Source organism: Arthrobacter sp. TJ-238, from assembly GCF_058269215.1.
On sequence record NZ_JBZCNH010000001.1, the window covers coordinates 204,061 to 229,141 of the forward strand.

The window sequence follows — 25,081 nt, forward strand, 5'->3', positions numbered from 1 at the left end:
ACGAAGGCCCGACGCGGGGCGACCCTGGTCCGTGCGGATCGGGACGCCCCGTCGGACAGCGAGCGTCAGGACACGGGGACCGTCAGGCGATGCGTGTCCCCTGCGCCAGGCGCCTGGCCGGCATGGTCAGTCTCCGGCGACCGACGAGCAGGAGCCCTCCGGCCAGCAGGAGCTGGAGTCCGAGGCCCAGCGGCCAGATCGGCACGCCCTGCGGCAGCGGCTGGCGCCCGCCCATCGACTCCTCGCAGGTGACCTCGAGGTCCGGCCCCGCCTGGGCCGAGCGCACCCCCTGGCTGACCGTCTCCATGACGCCCGGCGCGTAGTAGCCGCCCGCCATCCCGCCCGGCGCCGGGTCGGCGTCCGCTTCGGGAAGGTTGTACGGCACGGCGTCGGCGACCACCACGAACGGGTTCGCCGCGAGCAGCCACGTGATGTACTGCGTGTCGGGGAGGTCGGAGGTGTAGGTCTGGGTCTGGCACACCGCCTCGGCGCCCTCTTCCGGGATGCCCATGCTGTCGAGGCTGCTCTCCGGATAGGTGTAGTACGAGGACCGCACGGTGCGTTCCTCCATCACGAGCGTGGTGCTCAGCCCGAAGACGATCACGGTGCCGACCGCCAGCAGCGCCACGAGCATGTACGTGCTGACGATCGAGAACAGGGGCCGGTTGGCCAGCGCCGAGACGCCCACGCCGATGGCGCAGACGACGCCGAGTTCCATCGCGAGCATGACGAGCGAGACCAGCGCCTCCGCGGCGTTGACCCCTCCCAGCGCCAGGGCCCAGAAGATGAAGGGGCTGCTGAGGACGAGGAACGCGAGTGATCCCACCCAGGAAGCGAGCCATTTGCCGATGAGCAGCTGCCCGGGGGTCAGCAGGGTCACCTGGAGGATCGCGAGGGTGCCGCCCGCCCTGTCGCCGTTGACGGCGTTCGCGGACAGCCCCGGAGCGACGAGGAGGCCGAACAGCAGCACGAAGCCGACCACCAGGTCGAACAGGATTCCGCCCTCGTTGCCGGTCGCCCCGAGGAACGCCGTCCCGAGCACGAAGATGAAGGCAATCACGACGAACCAGATGGCGAGCATCCAGTACCAGCCCCTGCCCCGCAGGCGCTGGCGCATCTCGAGGGAGAATACGGTCATGACGGCGGACCGGAAGGGCAGCCTCGCGGAGGACCGGACGGGCTGCGGTGAGGAGGGTTCGGTCACAGTGCTCATAGTCGGTCCGTATCCAGGCTCATGTAGGTCTCTTCGAGGGCGCCTCCTGCGGGCGCGAAGGCGGTGACGACGACATCGGCCATCACCAGGGTGCGCAGCAGCCAGGAGGCTTCCGCCGTGCTGCCGAGCTGGACGAGGAACTCCTCACGCCGGGAGTCCCCGCGCCTCTCGAAGCGCACCCCGTAGCTCTGCAGTGCCTCCGCGAGCGCCGCCATGGGCTGTGCCTGGACGTAGTAGCGGCGGGTCTGGCTGCCGGCCTCGTCGAGCGTCTGGCTCTTGACGGACTGCCCACGGCTGACGAAGACGGCACGGTCGGCGATCTCGTCGAGCTCCGACAGGACGTGGCTGGACACGACGACGGTCTTGCCCGCCGCGGCCAGCGCGCGCAGGAGGGATCGCAGTTCCACCCGCGATCCTGGGTCGAGCCCGGACGCGGGCTCGTCGAGGAGCAGTACCTGCGGGTCGTGGATGAGGGCCCGGGCGAGGCTGAGCCGCTGTTGCTGTCCCCTGGAGAGCACGCGCGCCGGCCGCCGGCCGAATTCGGTGAGGTTCACGGTGACCAGCAGCTCTTCGGCGCGCCGGGCGCTGTCGGCGCCGCTCATGCCGTAGAGGGCACCGACGGTCCTCAGCACTTCGACGGCGGTGAGGGACTCCCACACACCGAGCGTGTCCGGCATCCACCCGATCCGGCTCCGCACCTCCCCCGGCTGCGTGACGGGATCGAAACCCGCCACGCGCACGGTACCGAGATCGGGCGCCAGCAGGCTCGCCATGATCAGCATCAGAGTCGTCTTGCCGGAGCCGTTGGGACCGATCAGAGCGGTCACTTCCCCGGGCGGAGCCACGAAATCGATGTCGCGGATCGCCTGCACCGAGCCGAAGCTCCGTGCAACCCCCTCGACAACGATTCCCCCAAATTCGTCTGTCATGGTACGAGCGTAGGCGACACCGCCGCATCCGGGCCGCAGGGCGGCACGAAAAGGCCGCCCTGCGGGGCTGTTCTTAATCCGACCCGGACTTTGAGCGCGCAAACGGCCCGCCGCTACACTGGCACGGGTGTCGGATTCCCGTCCGACGTCCCCGAGGCGCCGGTGCTGCCGGCCCTGGATTCCAAGTCAGCACGGCGAGGTCCGCCGTCGTCCCCAGTGAGCGAGTGCATGAGCCTCATAGTCCAGAAATTCGGCGGATCCTCCGTAGCCGACGCCGAGGGCATCAAGCGGGTCGCGCGGCGCGTCGTGGACACGCAGGCCGCGGGCCACCGAGTGGTGGTCGTCGTCTCCGCCATGGGTGACAGCACCGACGAGCTGCTCGACCTCGCCGCCCAGGTCAGCCCGACGTCGGACGCCCGCGAGATGGACATGCTGCTGAGCGCGGGCGAGCGTATCTCCATGGCACTGCTCGCCATGGCCATCCACGGGGCCGGCGCCTCCGCCCAGTCCTTCACCGGCAGCCAGGCCGGCATGATCACGGATGCGATCCACGGCAAGGCGCGCATCATCGCCGTCTCGCCCCACCGCATCCTGACCGCCATCGAGAAGGGCGACATCGCGATCGTCGCCGGGTTCCAGGGCATGAGCCGTGAGAGCAACGACATCACCACCCTGGGCCGCGGCGGGTCCGACACCACCGCCGTCGCGCTCGCTGCAGCCCTCGACGCCGACGTCTGCGAGATCTACACCGACGTCGACGGTGTCTACACCGCGGATCCGCGCGTCGTCGCGTCCGCGCAGAAGATCGACACCATCTCCAGCGAGGAGATGCTGGAGATGGCCGCCTCGGGCGCGAAGATCCTGCACCTGCGCTGCGTCGAGTACGCGCGGCGCTTCGGGGTGCCCCTCCACGTCCGCTCCTCCTTCAGCCACAACGAGGGCACCTGGGTGCTGCCCAGCCCTGACGACCAGATCAAGATTCAAGAAGGAGAACCATTGGAACAGCCCATCATCTCCGGTGTAGCCCACGACCGCTCGGAAGCGAAGGTCACCGTCGTCGGCGTGCCGGACATCCCCGGTAAGGCGGCGGAGATCTTCGGGATCGTCGCGGGTGCCAACACCAACATCGACATGATCGTCCAGAACGTCTCGACCCACGGCTCGGGCCGCACGGACATCTCGTTCACCCTGCCGATCGTCGACGGCGCCGAGGCCCTCGCCGCGCTCGGTGCAGCGCAGGACCGCGTGGGCTTCGAGACGGTGGAGTACAACGAGAAGATCGGGAAGCTCTCCCTGATCGGCGCGGGCATGCGCTCCAACCCCGGTGTCTCGTACCGGTTCTTCCGCGCCCTGTCCGATGCCGGCGTGAACATCGACATGATCTCCACGTCGGAGATCCGCATCTCCGTGGTCACGGGCGCCGATCTGCTCGACGACGCCGTCCGCGCCGTCCATGCCGCCTTCGAGCTCGACGGCGACACCACGGCCACCGTCTACGCCGGCTCCGGGCGCTGACACCACCCGCTCCGCCGGCGCCGGCGCCGGCCCGACCTTCGCCGTTCCTGGTTCTCGACACCGGTGTGCGTGTCGGAGGCCGACGCGCGGGGGTACCCGGACACTCGCCGGTGAAGGCAGGAACGACGACGGCGCCGACATGACGAAGGCCGGTGGATCGATGATCCACCGGCCTTCGTCATGGGCCCTTACGGGCGGTCACTGCTGCCGGTGCTACTTGCCGCCGGTCGGAGTGGTCGCCTCGCGAGGACCGGTGACGAGCTTGTCCGCCGGGCTGACGGTGGGGAGCTCGGCCGCAGGCTGAGCGGCGGGCTGGACCGCAGCGGTGCCCTTCCCGTCGACGACGACCGTCACGTAGGTCACGGCCGAGGAACCGTCGTAGGTCACGCGGCCCACGTAGGAGCCGGCGGCGAGGCCGGTCCAGTTGAGGGTGACGGAACCCTTGGTGCCGTTCGCCAGGGCGAGCGGGTTGGGCGTCAGGGTCGCGTTCTTCTCCGCGCCCGTCAGGATCGCCGCGTCGATGCTACCGGCGGTCGGCGCGTTGCCGGTGCTGGCGTACAGGTTGGCGATGATCCGGTAGTTGCCCGGTGCCGGGTTCTCGAGCGTGATGGTCTCGCTCGCGTCCGACGTCGCCACCTGGGTGACGGTGCCGGCCGGCGTGACGAGGAACATGTCGAAGTCGGCAGTCGGGTCGCTGGAGAGGACGGAGAACTTCGCGACCGGGGCGCCTGCGGGGACGGTGACGTCCTTGACGGCGTTGGAGGCGTCGTTCCCGTTGACCAGGCCACCGGGAACCAGGTTGATGGCCGAGGAGTCCGCCTTGGCGAGGCCCTGCAGCGTCATCCTGATCGGGGTGTTCGTCCCCGAGGTGACCTCGAACGTTCCGCTGCCGTCGGGGCCGGCGGAGGTGAAGGCCGCCTCGGCGGGAGCGTTGACGGCCTGGGGGCGGACGGCCACCGGTGAGGTGACGGTCTTGCCCTGGCCGGCCCAGGTGAGCGAACCGGCGGCGAACTTGCCGAACGGCGCTCTCTGGTTCTCGAAGGAGACCTTGAACGTGCGCGTCTCGCCGGCGGCACTGAAGTTGAGGATCGACGGCGTGACCGTGACCTTCACTCCGGGGACGTTGGCGGTGGCGCGGTAGAGGCCGGGCGTGACAGCGGTGACCGTGCGGGTCACCTCGGTGCGACCGGTGAGGTTCCCGAGCGCGAACGACGGGACGTTGGTGTCCTTGGCGGCGACGGGCGGGAGGCCCGGGATGCCGAGCTCCACACCGGTGCCCGCGATGAAGCGCAGGTAGTCATCGGCGTTCTGGTCGTACACCAGCCCCGGACTGAGGACGGAGGCCGGGTTGATGTGGCCGGCGCCCACGGCGAGGACGTCGGTCTCGACGCCGCCGGTGGCGGTCTTCAGCGGGGTGGCCGTGGTCATCATGGCGGACTTCACGGTCGCCGGCGACCAGGTGGGGTTCTTGCTCAGCACGAGTGCGCCGAGACCGGCGACGTGGGGCGACGCCATGGAGGTTCCGGACAGGAAGCCGAACTGTGCGCCGTTGGAGCCCACCGTGGAGACGCCCGCGAGGACGGCCACGCCGGGAGCCGTGACATCGGGCTTCAGGAGATCGGAATCGGTGGCGAGCAGCGGGCCGCGCGAGGAGAACCCGGCGACCTGCGGGGTGGGAGGCAGCGGCTTGCCCGTGGTGTCCGTGGGCTTCAGGGCGACCGTGATCGACGGGTTGGCCGCGACCTTCGCCTTGAGCTCGAGGGCCTCGGGAGCGTTGACGTGCACCGTGGGGATGACGTGCTGGTCGGTGTCCGTCGAGGAGTCGACCAGGTTCACGAGGATCATGCCCACGCCGCCGCCGCGCTTGACCTCGGCGCTCTTGGCGGTGCGGTCGACGACGCCCCGGTCGCAGACCACGATCTTGCCGGCGATCTTCGCGGGATCCAGGGTGTTGGGACCGCAGAGGTTCGGGTTGACGGCACCCGGGGCTGCGACGTTCGCGGCGACGACGACCGGGCTGGCCGGGACGCCGGTGCGCATGATCGAGGCACCGCGGTACTTGGAGCCGTCGGAGAACTCGGCCGTGCCCTGCAGTTCGTAGTTGAACGTGCTCGCGGCGACCGTGGTCATCCAGGGAGCGCCGTGGTTGACGGTGCTCGGGGTGGGGCCGGAGTTGCCGGCGGATGCGGCGACGAAGATGCCCGCGGACGTGGCCGAGAGGAAGGCGAGGGACACGGGGTCGGTCGTCGTCGTCGTGCTGCCCGAGATGGAGTAGTTGAGGACGTCCACGCCGTCGAGGATGGCCTGGTTGATGGCCGCGATCGATGCGGAGGAGTAGCAGCCACCGGTGCTGGCGTCGTTGTCCTCCCAGCAGGTCTTGTAGACGGAGATCTTGGCGGCCGGGGCCACACCCGAGGAGACACCGAAGTTCCGGCCGTCGACGGTCTGCGTGACGCCCGCGTTGCCGGCCGCCGTGCTGGCGGTGTGCGTGCCGTGGTTGTCGATGTCCACGGGGGAGATGACTTCCTGGGGTGCGCGGTCCTCTTCGGGGACGCTCGCGAGGAACGTGTCGGCGAAGTAGCGCGCCGAGATGACCTTGGAGTTGCAGAGGCTGCCGTCGAAGTCCTCGCCGACCTGGCAGTCACCGACGAAGGTGCTGCCGTCCGACTTCAGCATGGCGATCTCGCCGGCTGCGTTGAGGTAGGGCTCGCCCACCTTGGGCTTGGAGTTGCCCTTGAGCGGCTTGACCGGGCTGCCGGCGAAGAAGGGGTTGTCGGGCGCGTAGCCGGTGTCGATGACGCCGACGACGGTGCCCGCACCGGCGTTCTTCTCGCCGCCGAACTGGCTCTTCCAGATGCCCTTGTTGCCGTTGAGTCCGAGGAAGTCGATGCTCGAGTAGTCCGGGGCATTCTCGACGTCCGGTGCCACGAGCAGGACCTTGTCGCTCTTGGCGAGTTCCACGGCCTGGTCGGTGCTGAGGTCCGCGGCGAAGCCGTTGAGCGCGGCCGTGTAGGTGTGGTTGATCTCGATGTTCTTCTCGGCGGCCACCTCCTGCTGCTTGGTCTCGAGGAACTCGGAGTACTGCTGCACGTTCTCAGCGGCGGCGTCGAGCTTCGTGCCCTGCTGCGGCTTGGTCGGCGCGATGCCTTCGACGCCGCCCTCGTAGGTGGCGACCGGCTTGTCGGCGAGCACGACGATGTACTTGCCATCCGGGTACTGCGCGGGGTCGAGCTCCTTGGCCGGCGCCTTCTGGGGCGTGACCGAGGTGGCCGGAGCGGGGGCTGCGAAAGCAGCCGGCGCCACGGCCGTCGATGTCACCAGCAGCGGCAGACCAAGAACGATAGCCGTGGCAGTGCGCAGGGTGCTGCGCCCCGGCCCGGCTTTTCTCCGTTGTGTCATTGGAAGGTAGTGCCTCTCGTGAAAGTGCGGGCCGGCCGTGACCGTTCCCCCTACGCCGTGGACTCCTGGATAGGATCCCCCGCTTGTGATCATGATCACAACCGCCACAGCAGTCACAACTTACCTGAGGCAACACACCGTGACCAGTCCGCCGCGGGCATGTTTCCCAGAATTTGCACAGGCCATGTACCAATCGGGGGCGGGGTGATAATGGAACAATGCACGCCGGCCTCCTGACCCGCCTCCCCGAGGCCGAGTGGCAGGAGCGCGAGCGGGAGCACCAGGTGCGGGTGGCCCGCTTCTCCGGGCCCTACCTGGAGCGGCGGTCGCGCGGGGAGAAGCACCCCGTGGAGGACTTCCTCTTCACCTACTACAACCAGAAGCCGGGTCAGCTCCTGCGCTGGCACCCCGGCGCCGGTGTCGTCCTCACGGGACCGGCGGCAGCCGAGCGCGGCGGCTGGAAGTACTACACCGCCGACGACGGGATCCGGGTGGACGTGGGGCGGTTCGCCCGCGAGCGCCGCGACGCCATCGACTTCGCCCGGCTGATCCTGGGCCGCACCGCAGCACGGCCCGCGCAGTTCGGCTGCTTCGGGCTGCACGAGTGGGCCATGGCCTACCGGTCGTCCGTCAACGGCGTGCGGCACGAGTACCTGGAGCTGCGCCTCGGTGCGGGAGGCACGGACGCCGTCGTCGACTCCTCCCGCATCCGCTGCACCCACTTCGACGCCTTCCGCTTCTACACCCCGGAAGCCGTCCCCCTCAACGAGCACGCCCCCACCCGCGAGACCCAGCGCGACCTCGAGCAGCCCGGCTGCCTCCACGCGAACATGGACCTGTACAAGTGGGCGTACAAGCTCACGCCCCTGCTGCCGAGTGATCTCGTCATGGACTGCTTCGAGCTGTCCTGGCGCATCCGCACCATGGACATGCGGGCCTCGCCGTACGACCTCGACGCATGGGGCTACACGCCGATCAGGATCGAGACGGCCGAGGGCAAGGCGGAGTACGTGCGCCTGCAGCGCGGGTTCGCCGAGGAGTCGCAGTCGCTCCGGGGGACGCTCCTCCAGCACCTCGAGCAGGCACTGGCCCTCGTCTGACGACGGGAAGGACGATGGCGGGACTCCCTGCCGTCGTCCTTCGTTGTGCTTCCACCAGCCGCTACGCTGGAGGCCAGCCGAAGGGGACCCACTGATGACACCCGACCCGACATCGACCAGACGTCGACCCAGCCGCGCCGTCGCACGCCTCAGCCTCCCCCTCGCGGCTCTCTCCCTCGCCCTGTCGGCCTGCACCCAGGGCGGGCCACCGGCCGAACCGACAGATCAGGAAACCGCCGTGCAGTCCTCCACTCCCCAGCCCTCGCCCACCGGCACCCCCACGGCGGACGGCAGCCCGACGCCCGCCGCCCCGACCGACGCGCCCTCGACGCCGGCCGCCGCCGCGGACAATGCCCTGCTCACCATCTCCCTCCAGCAGGACGCCGGTGCGGAGCCCGTGCAGTACGTCCTCGAGTGCGTCGACGGCGCACCCGGTCCCGCCTCGACCCTCCCGGGCGCCGAGGCGGCCTGCGCGGCCCTCTCCCGGCTCGGTACGGCGTTCTTCACGGCGCAGCCGAACAAGGACGTCATGTGCACGCAGCAGTACGCCGGGCCGCAGACCGCGAGCATCACGGGTGACTTCAACGGCACGTCCGTCCTCGCGTCCTTCGCCCTGACGGACGGCTGCGAGATCTCCCGCTGGGACAAGGCCCGCGACCTGCTGGGGGCACCCGGGACGCTGTAGGGGATCGGGTCGGGCTTCCGCGGGCACGGGTTACTCAGCGGAGCACCTCGACGAGGGCGACCCAGGAGAACAGGATCCCCCCGACGACCGCGAGGACACACCCCACGGCGAGCCACGCGAGCCCTGGGCCGGGAGCCCCGACGAGAAGCAGCGCCGCACCGGCTGCGAACGGGCCGAGAGGGAGCGCCCCCGTGAGGATCTTCACTGCACGTTCGGTGCGCGTCCGGCCCTTCTCGGCGGTGATGAGGCGGAGGGCGTGCACCTCGAGGCCGAGCACGACGAGGAATGCGGCGAGCACCTCGAGTCCGTGAGCCCAGGCCGGCTGGGCCGGGGCGAGCCCGATCGCACCGACCACGATCGCGAGTGTGAGCGTGCCGATCGCCGCGGCGGCGCGGGCCGGCAGCGCCGGCGACCCGATGATCGCGGAGATGTTGACCGACATGGCCACGATGAGCAGGCCGGCGAGCGCCGCAGTCGCCCCGACCATGGCGACATTGAACTCCGACCACGCCTCGAGGGACTCCGCCATGGCCCGCATCCTACGGCAGGGCGGCGGCGCGGGCCCGGCGGGCACGGGTGCCCGGCGAAACCCCGGTAGACTGGACGCGCAAGCTCGCGGAGCGCCGGTGTCGACCCAGATGGTCCCGACACGGCGTGAGACGGCACTTCCGGGCTACTGCTTACCCACTGCTCACTCACAGGAGTTGCCGGATGCCCCGGATTGTTGTCGACGTCATGCCCAAGCCCGAGATCCTCGACCCGCAGGGTAAGGCGATCGCAGGGGCACTCCCCCGGATCGGCCTCACCGGTTTCGCCGGCGTCCGCCAGGGCAAGCGGTTCGAGCTGACCGTGGACGGGGAGGTCACCGACGAACTCCTCGAGCAGGCCCGCCACGCCGCCACCACGCTGCTCTCCAATCCCGTCATCGAGGACGTCACCCGCGTGGAGGTTCTCGAGGAGGACGACCAGTGAGCGTCGAGACTCCCCTGATCGGTGGACCCCAGCCGCTCGCTGCCGACAGCGGGAACGGCCCGCTCGACGGCGTCACCGTCGGCGTCGTCACGTTCCCCGGCACCCTGGACGACCGCGACGCGGCCCGTGCCGTGCGGATCGCGGGCGGCAGCGCCGTCCAGCTCTGGCACGGCGACCACGACCTGCGGGGCGTCGACGCCGTCATCATCCCCGGCGGCTTCTCGTACGGCGACTACCTGCGCGCCGGCGCCATCTCCCGCTTCGCGCCGCTCATGGAGCAGATCACGGCAGCGGCCTCCGGCGGCACGGACGCCCTCCCCGTGTTGGGCATCTGCAACGGGTTCCAGGTCCTCACCGAGGCGCACCTGCTGCCCGGGTCGATGATCAAGAACAACTCCCTGCACTTCCTCTGCCGCGATCAGCGCCTGCGCGTCGAGAACGCCGACACGATGTGGACCTCGGAGTACGCGCAGGGCGAGGAACTCGTCATCCCGCTCAAGAATCAGGACGGGCAGTTCGTCGCCGACAACCGCACCCTCGACGAGCTCGAGGGCGAGGGCCGCGTCGTCTTCCGCTACGTCGACGGCAACCCCAACGGCTCGCGCCGGGACATCGCCGGCATCTCGAACGCCGCCGGCAACGTCGTCGGGCTCATGCCGCACCCCGAGCACGCCGTCGAGGCGGGCTTCGGCCCCGACTCCTCGGCGCGCGGCGCCGTGGACGTGCGCGGCGGCACCGACGGGCTCGGCATCTTCACCTCGGTACTCAAGAAACTGGTGGGCTAAATGACTGCGGAGACCACGCAAAAGTTCAACATCGACACGGTCGCGAACGCGGAGACCACCCCGGGGCAGGCGCTCCCCTGGGCCGAGCTCGGCCTCAAGGAGAACGAGTACAGGCGCGTCGAGGAGATCCTCGGCCGCCGCCCCACCGGCGCCGAACTCGCCATGTACTCGGTGATGTGGAGCGAGCACTGCTCCTACAAGTCCTCCAAGGTGCACCTGCGCCAGTTCGGCGAGAAGGTCACCGACGCCATGAAGGAGCACCTGCTCGTGGGCATCGGTGAGAACGCCGGCGTCGTCGACATCGGTGACGGCTGGGCCGTGACCTTCAAGGTGGAGAGCCACAACCACCCGTCCTTCGTGGAGCCCTACCAGGGCGCTGCGACCGGCGTCGGCGGGATCGTCCGCGACATCATCTCGATGGGTGCGCGCCCCGTCGCGGTCATGGATCCGCTGCGCTTCGGGGCGATCGACCACCCCGACACCGCACGCCTCGTGCACGGGATCGTCGCCGGCATCGGCGGCTACGGCAACTCCCTCGGCCTGCCGAACATCGGCGGCGAGGTGGTCTTCGACTCCGTGTACCAGGGCAACCCGCTGGTCAACGCCCTCGCCGTCGGCGTGCTGCGGCACGAGGACATCCGCCTCGCCAACGCCTCCGGTGCCGGCAACAAGGTGGTCCTCTTCGGTGCCCGTACCGGCGGGGACGGCATCGGCGGCGCCTCGGTGCTCGCGTCGGAGTCCTTCGACTCCTCGAAGCCCTCGAAGCGCCCCGCGGTGCAGGTGGGCGACCCGTTCGCCGAGAAGGTGCTCATCGAGTGCTGCCTCGAGCTGTTCAAGGCCTCCGTGGTCGAGGGCATCCAGGACCTCGGCGCAGCGGGCATCTCCTGTGCGACGTCGGAGCTGGCCTCGAATGGCGACGGCGGCATGCACGTGGAGCTCACCAACGTGCTGCTCCGCGATCCGTCGCTCACCCCCGGCGAGATCCTCATGTCGGAGTCGCAGGAACGCATGATGGCCGTGGTGACGCCCGAGAACGTGGCCGCGTTCGAGGCGATCATGGACAAGTGGGCCGTGGAGTACTCCTGGCTCGGCGAGGTCACCGACACCGGCCGCCTCATCATCGAGTGGGACGGCGAGAAGATCGTCGACGTCGACCCCCGCACCGTCGCACATGAGGGGCCCGTCTACGAACGCCCCTATCACCGCCCCGAGTGGCTCGACGGCGTCCAGGCGGATGCCTTCACCACCTCGCCTGCGGGCTCCGGGCGGCCCGCCGACCTGCGCGAGGCCGTCCTCGAGCTCATGGCCTCGCCGAACATGTGCGCGAAGGACTGGGTGACCGACCAGTACGACCGCTACGTCCAGGGCAATACCGCGCTCGCGATGCCCGACGACGCCGGCGTGGTCCGCGTCGACGAGGAGACCGGCCTCGGCGTCGCGATCTCCACGGACGCCAACGGGCGGTACTCGTACCTGAACCCGTACGAAGGCGCGCGCCTGGCTCTCGCCGAGGCGTACCGCAACGTGGCGACCTCGGGTGCCGTTCCGCTCGCCGTCACCGACTGCCTGAACTTCGGTTCCCCCGAGGACCCGGAGGTCATGTGGCAGTTCGCCGAGACCGTCCGCGGGCTCGCGGACGCCTGCCAGGAACTCGGGGTGCCGGTGACCGGCGGCAACGTCTCGCTCTACAACCAGACCGGCGGCGTCGCCATCCACCCGACCCCCGTGGTCGGCGTGCTCGGCGTGTTCGACGACGTCGCGCGCCGCACGCCGTCGGGCTGGCGCGAGGACGGCCAGGCCGTCTACCTGCTGGGGACGACGGCGGACGAGCTGGACGGCTCGGAGTGGGCCAACCTGCGCGGCCACCTCGGCGGGCAGCCTCCGGCACTGGACCTCGCCGCCGAGAAGACGCTCGCCGCGATCCTCGTGAACTGCTCGCGCGACGGCATGATCGACGCCGCCCACGACCTCTCCGAGGGTGGGCTCGCCGCCGGCCTGAGCGAGATGGCGCTTCGCTTCGGCGTCGGTGCGCGCATCGGCCTCGACGAGGTGTGCGAGCGTGACGGCATCGATGCGTTCACCGCACTGTTCAGCGAGAGCCAGGCCCGCGCCGTCGTCAGCGTCCCCCGCTCGGAGGAGGTCCGCTTCAACGACATGTGCACGGCCCGGAACTTCCCGACCATGCGCATCGGCGTGGTGGACACGGAGAACCGGGCGCTCGACGTGCAGGGCTACTTCAACCTGCCGCTGGACCGGCTCCGCGAGGCGCACGAGGGGACCCTGCCGAAGCACTTCGCCTGACGCCATGGCCTCCTGACGACGCTCACCCCGGCACGAACCGGTAGCCCATGCCGGCCTCGGTCAGCAGGTGCTGCGGCGACCCGGGGTCGCGATCCAGCGTGTCAGGTGACCTTCGGCATCGCGGTGACTACCACGTTCTTCCCCCAGGGGTCCTCGGTGTAGCAGCTGATGAGCACCACGCGGTTCGGCACGATGTTCCAGATCTCGCTGTCCTTCAGCGTGTCCTTGTCGTGCGTGGTCACGGAGTCGACGACGTAGGTGAGGTCCCCGGTCTCGGTCGTGAGGGTGAACTCGCTGCCCAGGAGGGACTCGTCGCTCAACCGGTTGAAGGGGGCCTCCTTGCCGTCCCAGCTGTGGCCGGCGATGTAGGTGGTGTTGTTCGAACCCGCACCGGGCACACCGTAGGACGTGAGCCAGTAGGCGTCGATCGTGAGCGGCGGCACCAGGGTCTGTGAGGCGAGATCCGCGTCGCTGGGGGTCAGCGGCAGCACGGTCATGTCGATCCCGGCGGCGGGGAAGGAGAAGCCGGTGGGCCGGGCGGCGGCCGGGCCGGGATCCTTCGCGGGCGCCACCGGGGCGGCGGACGGCGCCGTAGGAGCGGGCGGCGGTGTCGCCGCGGCGGAGATGGAGGACGACGGCGCTGCGGAGGGCGCTCCGGCGGAGTCCGGGGGCAGCACCGAGACGGCGAGCGCGAGGCCCGCGGCTGCCACGAGCGGGAGCGCCAGCCAGCGCCTGCCGCCGCGCTTCCGGCCCGGCACCTGTGCAGGCGCCGGCTCCTGCGCGGCGGAGAGGTCCGGCATCCGGTGGTCCATGTGCTGCGCCGTCCTGGGGTCGAGGAGAAGAGGGCCGCCCCGCACGGGGCTGCGATCCGTGGATCGCCGCCCCGCAGCGGAACGGCCGGGGTGCTAGCGCTGTACGCGCTCGAGGCGGCGCATGCGGGCTGCGGTCGCCACGGGAACCGCGACGCCGACTGCCAGCAGTGCCGCGAGGAGGGCGACAGCTGCGCTGTTGTCCTCGGTCACGACGGCGGTCTGCACGTTCAGGCCCTTGTTGGTGCCGGTCGGGGCCGTGGTGCCGGTCGGGGCGGTGACACCGGTGACACCGGTGACCGGGGCGGTGACACCGGTGACCGGGGCGACGGGTGCCTGGCCGACAGGGGTGACGACCGCGGGGACGACGGGGTCGACGCCGATGGCGCTGGCATCGCAGGCCGCGAGGAAGCCCTTGAACAGCTCGAGGAGCTCGGCCGCGAGGGCTTCGTTCCCGCTGAGCTGCGCGAGGAGGGCGTCGGCCTCCACAGCCGCAGCCTCCAGGGCGGTGGTTGCCGCCTGGATATCGTCCGTGGTGATCGCAGTCTCGTAGGCGACCGCAGCGAGCTCCGCGTTGTTCAGTGCCGTCGCCTGAGCGGCCAGGGCCAGCGTCAGCTCTCCCTGGGCCGCGACGACCGCGTCGTCATTCAACGGGTTTGCGTCGCCCTGCTGGTCAGTAGCAGTGGCGGCCGCGAGGGCGCTGTCGTACTGGCCCTGCTCCGTCACCACGACTGCCACGGCGGCCGTGTAGTCCGTCTCGGCCTGTACCAGCAGGGCTTCGGCGTCGATCGCTGCCTGCGAGGTCAGCGCGGCCTGCGTAGCCAGTTCGAGGTTCTGGGCGGCCGTGACGACGGCGGCCGTCGCCAGCTCGAACTGGTTGACGAAGGTGACGTCGACACCGGCAGCACCGAGCGCCGAGTTGAACTGGGTGGATGCCTGCAGGCAGGCGGCGTCGCCGGGTGCGGCGGAAGCCAGAGGTGCGCCGAGGAACAGTCCACCGGCGAGAAGGGTGGCCGTCGATCCGGCAGCAACCCATTTTTTAGCAGCGATCATTGTGCGCGTCTCCTGAAACACGTAGTTTCCCCCGGGTGATCCCCGACGGCGCAGCTTGCGGCCCCATACGCAAGCGGCGCCATCCTGGGAGGGGCGCCGCGCAGATATCCATGATCCGCTGATCGCCCGATGCGTTGAACCCCCGATCAACCTGGGACGACGCTGGACGACCGCTGTACTCCTCAACCTAGAGCGATTACGTGACCCGGGCAACGAAAAGTCCGACTTCCGTTGCATAACGGTTTGGCATCATCGGCGACCCCGAGGCCGGGGGTGCTATGCCCCGACCGCCAGCTCCCGCGCGGCCTTCACGTACCGGGACAGCACGTACCGCTGCGTCAGCCTGGTCACGGGCGAGGCGAGCCTGAAGACGGGTGTGGCCGGCACGCTGTAGGCGGAGCAGACGAAGAACAGGCGGTTGTCGGCGTTCAGTTCGGCATAGAAGCCCTCCTCCCCCTTCACCGGATGACCGGGCAGCGTGCCGTAGCCGAACCCCCCGCGCTGGCCGGGAACGGCCCGGCCGGCGCCGTCGAGCTGTGGCACCCGCGACCAGATCACGCGGCAGGGCGCCTTGATCCGTGCGGGCCCGACTCCGAAGCCGGACACGACGCGGACGCCGGGGGCGGCACGCTCGGCATCGGGCTGCATGGTCAGCCCGGCACGCCGGTGCAGGTCCCACGTCAGGATGCCCTCGGCCAGGGCGACGAACGCCGCGGAGGGGTCATCGGCCGGGATCTCGTGGGACTCCACCATCACGGTGTAGCCCGACGGCCAGCCGCCGTCGAACTGCTCGGGGAAGGGCCTGTCGGTGGCGCCGCGCTCGTCGTACGTGAACTGGTCCATGCGTACCTCTTCCCTGCAGCTGCGGCTCCGGGAAGTCGCCGCCCGGCTCTGCGAACAAACCTAGCCCGAAAGGGCGCGGACCACGGGAAGCAGTGGCAGGATGAAGGCCCGGACCCGCGAGGAAGGCGGACCACCATGGCATCAGGGATGGCGTCGAACAAGCAGAACAAGCACGACAGGAACGACAGGCACGGCAGGACGAACAGCGGCCACAGGGATGCGGGCGAGAAAGCGACGGATGCCGCCGAGGAGGCCGTGAACTCGAAGGGCTTCGAGCTGGCCGCCCGCGCCGGCTACGTGGCCGCCGGCGTCCTGCACTTCATGATCGGGCTCATCGCGCTCGGGCTCGCTCGCGGCGGTTCCGGGAGCGCTGACCAGAGCGGCGCCATCGGGCAGCTCGCGGGAAACCCGGGCGGGACGGCGCTCCTGTGGTTCTGCTTTATCGGCTGCGTGGCGCTCGCCCTCTTCCAGCTCAGCGAGATCTTCTTCGGTGCAAGTGGGCGGAGCGGCAGGGACAGGCTGAAGGCCCGCCTGAAGAGCGGTGGCCAGGCGGCGGCGTACGGAGTGATCGGCGCGGCGTTCGGTCAGTACGCGCTGGGCGGCTCGAGCAGCAGCAGCAGCAGCTCGCGGTCGATGAGCGCAACCCTGATGTCCAACCCGGCAGGCGCTACCCTCCTGCTCGCGATCGGTGTGGGCATCCTCGTGGTGGGCGGCTACTTCGTCTACAGCGGCACCACCCGCCGGTTCCGCCGGGAGCTCGCGAGCCTTCCGGCGGGCGGACCCGGAAAGGCCGTGGTGGTCCTCGGGGCCGTGGGCTACATCGCCAAGGGGTTCGCGCTGGGCGTCCTCGGAGTGCTCGTGGTCGTCGCCACCATCACGAACAGCCCCGAGCAGTCCACGGGGCTCGACGGCGCCCTGAAGACCCTGCGGGACCAGCCCTTCGGTATCTGGCTCCTCGGCGCCGTAGCGCTCGGCCTGATGGCCTACGGCGTCTTCATGGCGATCCGGTCGAAGTACCAGCGCCTGTAGGCACCCCGCCTGCAGGCACCCGCGGACGCTAGAGGCCGAGGGCCGGTGCCTCCATGACGGGGCAGGTGTCCATGACGACGTCGAGCCCCGCCTCCGCGGCGCGGCGGGCGGCGTCCTCGTCGATGACGCCCAGCTGCAGCCACACGGCCCGCGCGCCCACGGCGATGGCCTGGTCCACAACGGCGCCCACGCGCGTCGAGTTCACGAAGCAGTCGACGACGTCGATGGTCCCGGGGACGTCCGCGAGGCGGGTGTAGCCCTTCTGCCCGTGGACGTCGTCGCCCTTGAGGCTCACCGGGACCACCTGCATGCCGAGACGGTCCATGAGGAAGCGCGAGACGCCGACGGCGGCCCGGCGGGGATTGTTCGACAACCCCACCACCGCCCACCGGCCGGGCTCGGTCAGGAGCCTCTTGATTACCTGCGGATCGTTCACGTGCGCCACGGCGCCTCCTGCTCCTCGTGCGGTCCCCCGCGGCGTCCGCCGCCGCGTTTTGTTACAGCCTTTGTTACACGCCCTATTTTGCTCCTGATCCGCCGCGGGCGTTTCATGGGAGTGACCATCCCGAGCGGCCGAGAGACCTGGATCAGTGAAGCCGCAGCAACCCTGGTCGTCCGATGTCCCCTGACATCGGGCGATAACGAGGTCCGAGCCACGGGCACCACCGCGCAGCGGTGGTGAAGGCTCGGTCCGTAGGGTGCTACCGCCAGGACCGATGGAGACACCATGACCGCAGTTCTGGCACCCGGCAGCACCCATACCTCGACCAAGCAGGCCCTCGGCGTCCGCTTCGCCGGCCTCGGCCGCAGCTTCGGTTCGCCCGCGGACCGCCGCACCGTGCTGCGGGACGTCACCGTGGAGGTGAAGCCGGGCGAGATCCTGGCCATTCTCGGCACCAGCGGGTGCGGGAAGTCGACGCTCCTGCGCGCCGCGGCGGGACTCGACGTCCCCGACCGCGGTGAGGTCCTCATCGACGGGACCCCCGTCACGGGGATCGACGAGCGCTGTGCCGTGGCCTTCCAGGAACCCCGGCTGCTCCCGTGGCACACGCTGCAGGCGAACGTGGCGATCGGGCTGCCGAAGTCCTCCAGCGCAAGCGCGGGCAAGGCGAAGGTCCTCGAGCTGCTGAAGCTCGTGGGCCTCGACACCTTCGCCAAGCATCGTCCCCGCGAGGTCTCCGGGGGCATGGCCCAGCGCACCTCGCTGGCGCGTGCGCTGGCACGCAATCCCGGCGTGCTCCTCCTGGACGAACCCTTCGGCGCCCTCGATGCCCTCACGCGCATCAAGATGCAGGACCTCCTCCTCGACATCCACCGCGCCCAGCCCACCACGGTGCTGCTCGTCACCCACGACGTCGACGAGGCCCTCCAGCTCGCCGACCGCATCCTCGTCCTCGGACGCGGCGAGGACGAGGCGGCGGGCTCCAGCGTCGCCGAGCTCGTCGCCGTCCCCGGGAGCCGCCCGCGCGACCGCAACTCCGCGGACCTCGGGGCCCTCCGGAGCTCGCTGCTCTCCATGCTGGGCGTCACCGGGCACTAGCCCGGCTTCCCGCCCACCCGGTGCGGCCGTCGTCCGACGGCCGGCGCCACCCTGTCTCTCCCTGTCTCTCCCCTGCCGCTCCATCCAGCAAAGGACCACCATGAACCGCCGCGCTCTCCTGCCGAATCTCGCCCTCGCCACCGCCCTCTCGCTCAGCCTCAGCGGGTGCATGGCCGGCGAGAACGCCGCCGACACGCAGGCCGTAGCCGAGGGTGGCACACAGGGCGGAACCCTGAACATCGACTTCGCCACCTACAACCCCCTCAGCCTCATCATCAAGGAGCAGGGCTGGCTGGAGGACGAACTCGCAGCGCAGGACATCACGGTCAACTGGATACAGTCGGCCGGTTCCAATAAGGCCAACGAGGCGCTCCGGGCCGGCGCGATCGACGTGGGCTCGACGGCCGGCTCCGCGGCCCTCCTCGCACGCTCGAACGGCTCCCCCATCAAGGCCGTCGACATCTACTCGCAGCCGGAGTGGGCTGCACTGGTGACGCTTCCCGACTCGGGCATCACCAGCGTGGAGGACCTGCGGGGCAAGTCCATCGCGGCGACCCGCGGTACGGACCCGTACTTCTTCCTGCTGCAGGCCCTGGAGTCCGCCGGGGTGGACCAGTCGGAGGTCACCATCGAGAACCTCCAGCACGCCGACGGCCGCGCGGCCCTCGCGAGCGGCGCCGTCGATGCGTGGTCCGGCCTCGATCCGATCATGGCGGCGGCCGAACAGGACGGGGCGCAGCTGTTCTTCCGCGACATCGACTTCAACACCTACGGCTTCCTCAACGCCACGGAGGACTTCCTCGCCGAGAAGCCCGATGTCGCACAGACCGTGGTGAGCACCTACGAGAAGGCCCGGGAGTGGGCCAAGGAGAACCCCGAGGAGACCGCCGCGATCCTCGCGGAGGTCGCCGCGATCGACCCGGCCGTCGCCAGCTCGGTCATCATCGACCGCACGAACCTCGACGTCGATCCCGCTCCGGGCGATGCGCAGCGCGGCGTCCTCGAGAAGATCGGCCCCGTGTTCGTCGAGACCGGTGACGTGCAGAGCCAGGAGCAGATCGACGAGGCACTGGACACCCTGTTCGACGCCTCGCTCGTCGAGAAGGCCGATCCGGCGTCCATCGGCTCCGACTCATGAGTGCTGAGCATCTGACGGGACGCAGTGCCGTTCCCATCAGCAAGGAGGGCCTCGCGTCCACCGGGTCTCCGCTCACCGGCTCGGACGGAGGCGGCAGGACTCCGGGCAGGACCGGCACGGCCGGTCGGCGTGTGGTCATCGTGTTGCTCGGGCTCATCGTCCCTGCACTGATCCTGCTCGCCTGGCACCTGAGCACCGCCTCGGGGTTCTTCCGACCCTCGCAGCTCCCGTCGCCGGCGTCGGTGCTCGCGGCCGCCGTCGACCTAGTGGAGCGCGGCCAGCTGGCCACGCACATCCTGATCTCGACGCAGCGCGTGGTCCTCGGGTTCCTCATCGGCTCCGTGCTCGGCGTGCTGGCGGGCGCGCTGCTGGGCCTCTCCCGCATCGCGGACGTCCTGCTCACCCCGACCGTCGGCGCCCTCCGGGCCGTGCCGTCCCTGGCCTGGGTTCCCCTGCTGGTCCTCTGGATCGGGATCAACGAGGACTCCAAGGTCACCCTGATCAGCATCGGTGCGTTCTTCCCCGTGTTCACCACGCTCTATCTCGGGCTGCGGCACGTGGACCGCAACCTCGTCGAGGCGGCGCGGGCCTTCGGCCTGAACGGCGTGCGGCTGCTGACCACGGTGCAGCTGCCCGCCGTGGTGCCCGCCCTGTTCTCCGGCCTCCGCCTGGCCCTCGCGCAGTCCTGGCTGTTCCTCGTCGCCGCGGAACTCATCGCCTCGTCGATGGGCCTCGGTTTCCTCCTCACGGACTCCCAGCAGACGGGCCGCGTGGACCGCATCATCCTGGCGATCATCCTGCTGGCCGTGATCGGCAAGACCACGGACGCACTCCTCGGCGTCGCCGAGCGCTGGGCGGTGCGCCGGTGGGCGTGAGTGCGACGGGCACGACGGCGGCAGACCGGCCGGCGATGGCGCAGGACGAGGCCGACCGCCTCGCATTCTGGGCGGAGCAGGCACAGCGGCTCGAGTGGGACACCCCGTGGCACACCCTGCACACGTTCGAGAAGGCCGTTCCCCAGGAGGACGGGACACTCACCGTGCCCGTCATCGAGTGGTTCGCCGGCGGTACGCTCAACGTCGCCGCGAACTGCGTCGACCGGCACGTCCGGGCCGGCAACGGCGACAGGGTGGCCCTGCACTTCGAGGGCGAGCCGGGTGACCGCCGCAGCGTGACCTACGCCGAGCTGCAGGACGAGGTGTCCCGCGCCGCCAACGCGCTCCTCGGGCTCGGCATCGGGACGGGTGACCGCGTGGTCGTCTACCTGCCCGTGCTCGTCGAGACGGTGGTCATCACGCTCGCCTGCGCCCGGATCGGGGCCGTGCACTCCCTCGTGTTCGGCGGGTTCTCGGCCGAGGCGCTCCGCTTCCGTGTCGAGGACACCGCGGCCAAACTGCTCGTCACCACCGACGGCCAGTACCGCCGGGGCACCGCCGTCCCGGTCAAGGACAACGCGGACGCCGCCGTCGAGGGTGTGGACAGCATCGAGCACGTCCTCGTGGTCCGCCGGACGGACTCCGCCGTCGCGTGGACCGGAGGCCGCGACGTCTGGTGGCACGACGTCGTCGACCCGGCCTCACCGCACCACACGCCGGAGGCCTTCGACGCCGAGGCACCGCTGTTCATCATGTACACGTCGGGGACCACCGGGAAGCCGAAGGGCCTCGTGCACACCTCGGGCGGGTACCTGACGCAGGCGTCGTCGAGCTTCGAGCACCTCTTCAGCAACCCCGATGCAGCGCAGCGGGACGATGACGTGCACTGGTGCACCGCCGACCTGGCCTGGGTCACCGCGCACACCTACGAGCTGTACGGGCCGCTCTCCAACGGCGCCACGCAGGTCATCTTCGAGGGCACCCCGAACACGCCGCACCCCGGCCGGCACTTCGAGATCATCGAACGCTACGGTGTCACGAGCTACTACACCGCGCCCACCCTGGTCCGCTCGCTCATGGGCTGGTTCCCTGACGGCATCCCGCGCGGCTACGACCTCTCGAGCATCCGCGTGCTCGGCACGGTGGGCGAAGCCGTCAACCCCGAGGCATGGCGCTGGTTCCGGAGGCACCTCGGCCGCGACGAGGTGCCCGTCGTCGACACCTGGTGGCAGTCGGAAACCGGCGCCACGGTGCTCTCCCCCAGCCCCACCGACACCGACTTCAAGCCCGGCTGCGCGGCGCGCGCCCTGCCCGGGGTGAGCACGCGCATCGTCGACGAGGACGGCCGGACCGTCCCGCCCGGCGAGCAGGGGCTGATCGTTGTCGACCGGCACGGTCCCGCCATGGCCAGGACGGTGTGGGGGAACCCGCAGCGCTACCTGGACGCCTACTGGCGGATGTTCGCGCGGCAGGGCTGGTTCCTCGCGGGCGACGGTGCCCGGTACGACGACGACGGCGACACCTGGATCCTGGGCCGGGTGGACGACGTCATCAACGTCTCGGGGCACCGCCTGTCCACCATCGAGATCGAGTCCGCGCTGGTGGCCCATCCGCTCGTCACCGAGGCGGGTGCCTGCCCCGTACCGGATCCGCTGACCGGCCACGCCATCGCGGCCTTCGTGGTGCTCGCGGCGGGTGCGGACCCGGAGGCCGACGTCGTCGCGGTGCTGCGCGCCCACGTGGCGGAGGCCATCGGCCCGATCGCGCGGCCCTCGGCCGTCGTCGTCGTGCCCGATGTCCCGAAGACGCGGTCCGGGAAGATCATGCGGCGCCTGCTCACGAAGCTCTACGAGGGCGCGCCGCTCGGGGATACGACGTCGCTGCAGAACGAGGGGTGCATCCCCGGGATCCAGGACGTGCTGGCCGCGCGGGCCTGACGGGTCCGTGCCCGTCAGGCCCGCCGGCGCCCGTTATTAACGCAAGGAAGCGGCAGGTGCCCCGTCCAAGCACCTGCCGCTTCCCGTGTGTGGTCCGCCTAGGTGTTATACCCGGACGAAGGATGCTCCCGGGAGGTCCGAGAGGGGGTGCTGCATGGTCAGGTTCGAACCGTTCATGCCGCTGCTGATGACCTGGCCGCCACCGGCGTAGATGGCCACGTGGCCACCGGTGATGACGATGTCGCCCGGGGCGGGGGTCGCCACGGTCGAGCCGAACTGGAAGAACTGCGACGGGCCGAGGTCGCCCGCGGCGATACCGGCGGCGCGCAGCGCGTTCTCCACGAGCACGGTGCAGTCATAGACGGCTCCGGCTGCAAGCTGTCCCTGCGCCGAGGCCAGGAGGGTCGCACCGACGCCGCCGGCTGCCGGGGTGGCGGCGGCCGAGGCCAGGTAGACGCCCGAACCCGGGTCCGTCGAGACGGCCGGAGCCGGAGCCGGAGCTACGGCTGCTGCCTGCTGCACGACCGGAGCCGGAGCTACGGCTGCTGCCTGCTGCACGACCGGCGCCGGGGCGACGACCGCTGCCTGCTCCACGGGAGCGGCAGGAGCGGCGGGAGCGACGGCGACAGGGACGGAGACCGTCGGCGCCGGGGCCGATCCACCCGCGGGGATCGCGATGGAATCACCCGGGAAGATGATCGATGCCAGGGAGAGCCCGTTGGCCGCGAGGACCGCGGTCAGGTCGGCACCGTAGCTGGCGGAGATCGCGCCGAGGGTGTCCCCTGCGACGACCGTGTGCGTCGCACCGGTCGCAGCTGCTGCCGGAGCGGCGGCGACAGCGGGAGCGGCCGGGGCCGCTACTGCTGCGGGAGCGGCCGGGGCCGCTACTGCAGCGGGAGCCGTCGTCGTGCCCTGGTCCGAGTAGGTGCCGGCGTTGGCGGTGCCGACGGCGCTGAGCGCGAGGCCCGACGTGACGGCGACGATGGCAACGGGACGGCCGATCATCGTGGCGTTGGCCTTGGCGGCGCGGGACAGGCCCTGCAGCGCGAGATTGCCGTCGATATCGGCACGGTGGCGCGCCGAAGAGATGTTTCGTGACATGGATGTATACCTCTCCCATGCCTGCGGGGTGAGCTGTCGGGTTCGGATGGGAGTCACCCGGTCGCGCGCGTCACCTGGTCGGCGTGTGCAGTGCGACTTAACCCCAAGGACGTCCGCAGTCAGAGCTGCGCGTCCACTGGAACTGTGGTTCCCCCGTCCCCGCCGTGGTGATTGCGAACGTATCCCGGACGACGGCAGGGCTCGGCATTCCGTCCAGGAGCACCTCTCATGGGCAGAGGCACCAGAAGAACATAGCTACTGCTCGAACGTTTTGTCACATTCCCGTAACGGCGGTTATCCTGCCCCTCCGACGCGGGCCGATCGCCACCGGCGGAGGGCGAGCGCGGTGCCTGCCACGGTGAGGACGAGCAGGACGGACTGCTGGAGATGGAACCAGAGGGCCGCCCCTGGTTCCGCGCTGATCGCCGCAGCGATGAGGCTGCTGGACAGTGCGGCCGTCAGCGCCACGCCGACGCAGAACAGCGTGCCCCAGAGCCTCCGCTCGTGGGCACGCTGCGCGTTCTTCCAGCTCTCCATGTCCTCCAGCCTAGGCGGCAGGGGCGTGCGCGGTGTGCTGGGACCGCGCACGCCCCTCGTGCATCAGCGCCGGGCGGGGGCGCCGGCGTTCCTGATCAGGTCGAGGGCCTGCTCCGGGAACCAGCCGCCTGCCGCGGGGTCCACCCGGCCCCACTCGGGATCGACCCCGCCGTTGGTGGTCAGGCCGCGGCTGCACTCGCCGTCCGACTCGCCGGGCACCTTGATCCACAGGAAGGCGTCGGCGAGGTCGTTGCCCGTGTCCGTGGTGGGCGTATGGCCCAGTCCGCGAGCCGGAGGATTGCACCAGACCTGCGGATCCGGGTAGGTCGCCGTCGGCACCCACGGCCCGCGGCCGTTGCGGCTGGTATCGACCACGAAGTGCGCCAGGTCCTCCGACGTCGGCGCGTTGCGGGCACCCGCCACGTTCTGGGCGTACCAGGCATCCGTCAGGCCCCACGTCGAGAAGTCGGAGGGTGAGGCCGGGTAGAACTGGCTGGCGCAGGAGCCGTAGGCGCCCGGGTCGATCTCGGTGGCGTAGTAGATGCACTGGGACACCCAGGAGCCGTACTTCAGCTGCCGCTCGGTGAGCTCGTAGTTGGAGACGTTGAGGAAGAACCCGTCCGCCTTCTGCACGCCGGCCTTCACGAGGCGGCTGGCGATCTCCCCCGTGCCGAGCCAGGCGCTGTGCGTGCCGTCGAGATAGACCTTCGTGTTCGGCAGCGCCTTGAGCCGGTCCACCGCGTAGTCGAGCATCTCGAAGCGTTCCGCGGCCGCGGTCGCGGCGTCGGCCTCCGCCGGCTGGCACCACTCGAGGTTGCCGTCGAGCCCGCGGTACCAGGGGATGATCCCGAGCCCGTCCGGCTCGAGCACCACCATCGCGGCCCGATCCTCGATACCTGCCGCGAGGGCGTCGATCCAGGTCTTGTAGCCGGCGACGTCGGTCGCCCCGCCGGCCGAGTACTGCGCGCAGTCGCGGAACGGCAGGTTGTAGGCGGCGAGCACGGGCATCTGCTTCTTGCCGGCGGCGCGATGCGTGGTGGCACGGACCTCCCGCGTCACCGTGGTGGGGTCGCCGTCCGTGACCCACACGGCCTGCGGCGTGGAGACCATCGCACTGAGGCCGTCCGCCGTCCGACGGTCACCCGAGGACCGCAGCCCGGCGATCTGGCGCTGTGCCTCGTTGCTCCTCATGTCGATGATGGGTGGTTTCGAGAACCCGAACGGAATGCGCCCCTTTCCCCGTGGAAGCGCTCCCACGGCCGGTCTTTGTTGCGCCGGTCAACTTTGTCAAGGGTCCCGGCACTCCCCGCACGAGCGGGT

Annotated in this window: 22 protein-coding genes and 1 riboswitch; of the genes, 11 read left to right on the plus strand and 11 right to left on the minus strand. The window is 70.3% G+C overall.

Going from position 1 to position 25,081, the window contains the following annotated elements; genetic code table 11:
- Nucleotides 1–82 precede the first annotated feature (82 nt).
- Nucleotides 83–1,213 (minus strand): ABC transporter permease, encoded by a 1,131-nt coding sequence (locus tag AC4D2O_RS00955; protein ID WP_490904646.1) that lies wholly within the window; start codon nt 1,211–1,213, stop codon nt 83–85.
- Complete coding sequence (locus AC4D2O_RS00960; RefSeq protein WP_490904647.1) at nt 1,210–2,142, minus strand: ABC transporter ATP-binding protein; 933 nt, start codon at nt 2,140–2,142, stop codon at nt 1,210–1,212. Before AC4D2O_RS00960 ends, AC4D2O_RS00955 begins: the two co-directional genes overlap by 4 nt.
- A gap of 228 nt (nt 2,143–2,370) precedes the next feature.
- On the opposite strand from AC4D2O_RS00960, the gene AC4D2O_RS00965 reads away from it, so the two are divergent.
- Complete coding sequence (locus AC4D2O_RS00965; RefSeq protein WP_490904648.1) at nt 2,371–3,657, plus strand: aspartate kinase; 1,287 nt, start codon at nt 2,371–2,373, stop codon at nt 3,655–3,657.
- A 213-nt stretch (nt 3,658–3,870) separates the two neighbouring features.
- On the opposite strand, the gene AC4D2O_RS00970 is transcribed toward AC4D2O_RS00965, so the two are convergent.
- The gene (locus tag AC4D2O_RS00970; protein ID WP_490904649.1) at nt 3,871–7,056 is read right to left on the minus strand and encodes a S8 family peptidase; all 3,186 of its coding nucleotides are present in this window, start codon (nt 7,054–7,056) and stop codon (nt 3,871–3,873) included.
- Nucleotides 7,057–7,274: 218 nt separating this feature from the next.
- On the opposite strand from AC4D2O_RS00970, the gene AC4D2O_RS00975 reads away from it, so the two are divergent.
- Together AC4D2O_RS00975 and AC4D2O_RS00980 are read left to right on the plus strand one after the other, a co-directional pair.
- Nucleotides 7,275–8,156 (plus strand): 3-methyladenine DNA glycosylase, encoded by an 882-nt coding sequence (locus tag AC4D2O_RS00975; RefSeq protein ID WP_490904650.1) that lies wholly within the window; start codon nt 7,275–7,277, stop codon nt 8,154–8,156.
- 94 nt (nt 8,157–8,250) lie between these two features.
- Nucleotides 8,251–8,841, plus strand: coding sequence for an SSI family serine proteinase inhibitor (locus tag AC4D2O_RS00980; RefSeq protein WP_490904651.1), 591 nt, complete (start codon nt 8,251–8,253; stop codon nt 8,839–8,841).
- Nucleotides 8,842–8,875: 34 nt separating this feature from the next.
- Here AC4D2O_RS00980 and AC4D2O_RS00985 read toward each other — a convergent pair whose 3' ends face one another.
- Nucleotides 8,876–9,370: a hypothetical protein gene (locus AC4D2O_RS00985; RefSeq protein WP_490904652.1), complete on the minus strand. Its 495-nt coding sequence runs from the start codon at nt 9,368–9,370 to the stop codon at nt 8,876–8,878.
- 182 nt (nt 9,371–9,552) lie between these two features.
- On the opposite strand from AC4D2O_RS00985, the gene purS reads away from it, so the two are divergent.
- Genes purS through purL form a run of 3 tightly spaced genes read left to right on the plus strand, consistent with a single transcriptional unit; the run spans nt 9,553 to nt 12,899 of the window.
- A complete protein-coding gene (purS, locus tag AC4D2O_RS00990; RefSeq protein ID WP_490904653.1) occupies nt 9,553–9,813 on the plus strand; it encodes a phosphoribosylformylglycinamidine synthase subunit PurS in 261 nt (86 codons plus the stop codon).
- A 17-nt stretch (nt 9,814–9,830) separates the two neighbouring features.
- Nucleotides 9,831–10,598, plus strand: coding sequence for a phosphoribosylformylglycinamidine synthase subunit PurQ (purQ, locus tag AC4D2O_RS00995; RefSeq protein WP_490905161.1), 768 nt, complete (start codon nt 9,831–9,833; stop codon nt 10,596–10,598).
- The gene (purL, locus tag AC4D2O_RS01000; protein ID WP_490904655.1) at nt 10,599–12,899 is read left to right on the plus strand and encodes a phosphoribosylformylglycinamidine synthase subunit PurL; all 2,301 of its coding nucleotides are present in this window, start codon (nt 10,599–10,601) and stop codon (nt 12,897–12,899) included.
- Nucleotides 12,900–13,000: 101 nt separating this feature from the next.
- On the opposite strand, the gene AC4D2O_RS01005 is transcribed toward purL, so the two are convergent.
- The 3 genes from AC4D2O_RS01005 to AC4D2O_RS01015 form a co-directional block, all read right to left on the minus strand.
- A complete protein-coding gene (locus tag AC4D2O_RS01005) occupies nt 13,001–13,711 on the minus strand; it encodes a class F sortase (RefSeq protein ID WP_490904656.1) in 711 nt (236 codons plus the stop codon).
- A gap of 93 nt (nt 13,712–13,804) precedes the next feature.
- The gene (locus tag AC4D2O_RS01010; RefSeq protein ID WP_490904658.1) at nt 13,805–14,761 is read right to left on the minus strand and encodes a hypothetical protein; all 957 of its coding nucleotides are present in this window, start codon (nt 14,759–14,761) and stop codon (nt 13,805–13,807) included.
- 276 nt (nt 14,762–15,037) lie between these two features.
- Entirely contained in the window at nt 15,038–15,604 is a 567-nt protein-coding gene (locus tag AC4D2O_RS01015; RefSeq protein WP_490904659.1) for a DUF1990 domain-containing protein, read from the minus strand.
- A 135-nt stretch (nt 15,605–15,739) separates the two neighbouring features.
- On the opposite strand from AC4D2O_RS01015, the gene AC4D2O_RS01020 reads away from it, so the two are divergent.
- Nucleotides 15,740–16,633, plus strand: coding sequence for a DUF1206 domain-containing protein (locus AC4D2O_RS01020; protein ID WP_490904660.1), 894 nt, complete (start codon nt 15,740–15,742; stop codon nt 16,631–16,633).
- Between the two features lie 28 nt (nt 16,634–16,661).
- On the opposite strand, the gene AC4D2O_RS01025 is transcribed toward AC4D2O_RS01020, so the two are convergent.
- A complete protein-coding gene (locus AC4D2O_RS01025; protein WP_490904662.1) occupies nt 16,662–17,078 on the minus strand; it encodes a CoA-binding protein in 417 nt (138 codons plus the stop codon).
- A gap of 282 nt (nt 17,079–17,360) precedes the next feature.
- Here AC4D2O_RS01025 and AC4D2O_RS01030 point away from each other — a divergent pair, with 282 nt between their 5' ends.
- From AC4D2O_RS01030 to acs, 4 genes are all read left to right on the plus strand, one after another.
- Nucleotides 17,361–18,173 (plus strand): ABC transporter ATP-binding protein, encoded by an 813-nt coding sequence (locus AC4D2O_RS01030; RefSeq protein ID WP_490904664.1) that lies wholly within the window; start codon nt 17,361–17,363, stop codon nt 18,171–18,173.
- Between the two features lie 100 nt (nt 18,174–18,273).
- Nucleotides 18,274–19,311, plus strand: coding sequence for an aliphatic sulfonate ABC transporter substrate-binding protein (locus tag AC4D2O_RS01035; RefSeq protein ID WP_490904666.1), 1,038 nt, complete (start codon nt 18,274–18,276; stop codon nt 19,309–19,311).
- On the plus strand, nt 19,308–20,186 hold the full coding sequence (locus AC4D2O_RS01040; protein ID WP_490904668.1) for an ABC transporter permease: 879 nt from the start codon (nt 19,308–19,310) through the stop codon (nt 20,184–20,186). Before AC4D2O_RS01035 ends, AC4D2O_RS01040 begins: the two co-directional genes overlap by 4 nt.
- A 35-nt stretch (nt 20,187–20,221) precedes the next feature.
- Nucleotides 20,222–22,123, plus strand: a complete 1,902-nt coding sequence (gene acs, locus AC4D2O_RS01045) for an acetate--CoA ligase (protein ID WP_490905162.1) — start codon at nt 20,222–20,224, stop codon at nt 22,121–22,123.
- 105 nt (nt 22,124–22,228) lie between these two features.
- Here the strand turns inward: acs and AC4D2O_RS01050 are convergent, their stop codons facing one another.
- From AC4D2O_RS01050 to AC4D2O_RS01060, 3 genes are all read right to left on the minus strand, one after another.
- Complete coding sequence (locus AC4D2O_RS01050) at nt 22,229–23,224, minus strand: LysM peptidoglycan-binding domain-containing protein (protein WP_490904669.1); 996 nt, start codon at nt 23,222–23,224, stop codon at nt 22,229–22,231.
- 5 nt (nt 23,225–23,229) lie between these two features.
- A riboswitch (cyclic di-AMP (ydaO/yuaA leader) is annotated at nt 23,230–23,410 on the minus strand.
- 108 nt (nt 23,411–23,518) lie between these two features.
- On the minus strand, nt 23,519–23,761 hold the full coding sequence (locus tag AC4D2O_RS01055) for a hypothetical protein (protein ID WP_490904670.1): 243 nt from the start codon (nt 23,759–23,761) through the stop codon (nt 23,519–23,521).
- Nucleotides 23,762–23,824: 63 nt separating this feature from the next.
- Complete coding sequence (locus AC4D2O_RS01060) at nt 23,825–24,952, minus strand: glycoside hydrolase family 6 protein (protein ID WP_490904671.1); 1,128 nt, start codon at nt 24,950–24,952, stop codon at nt 23,825–23,827.
- Between the last annotated feature and the right edge of the window lie 129 nt (nt 24,953–25,081).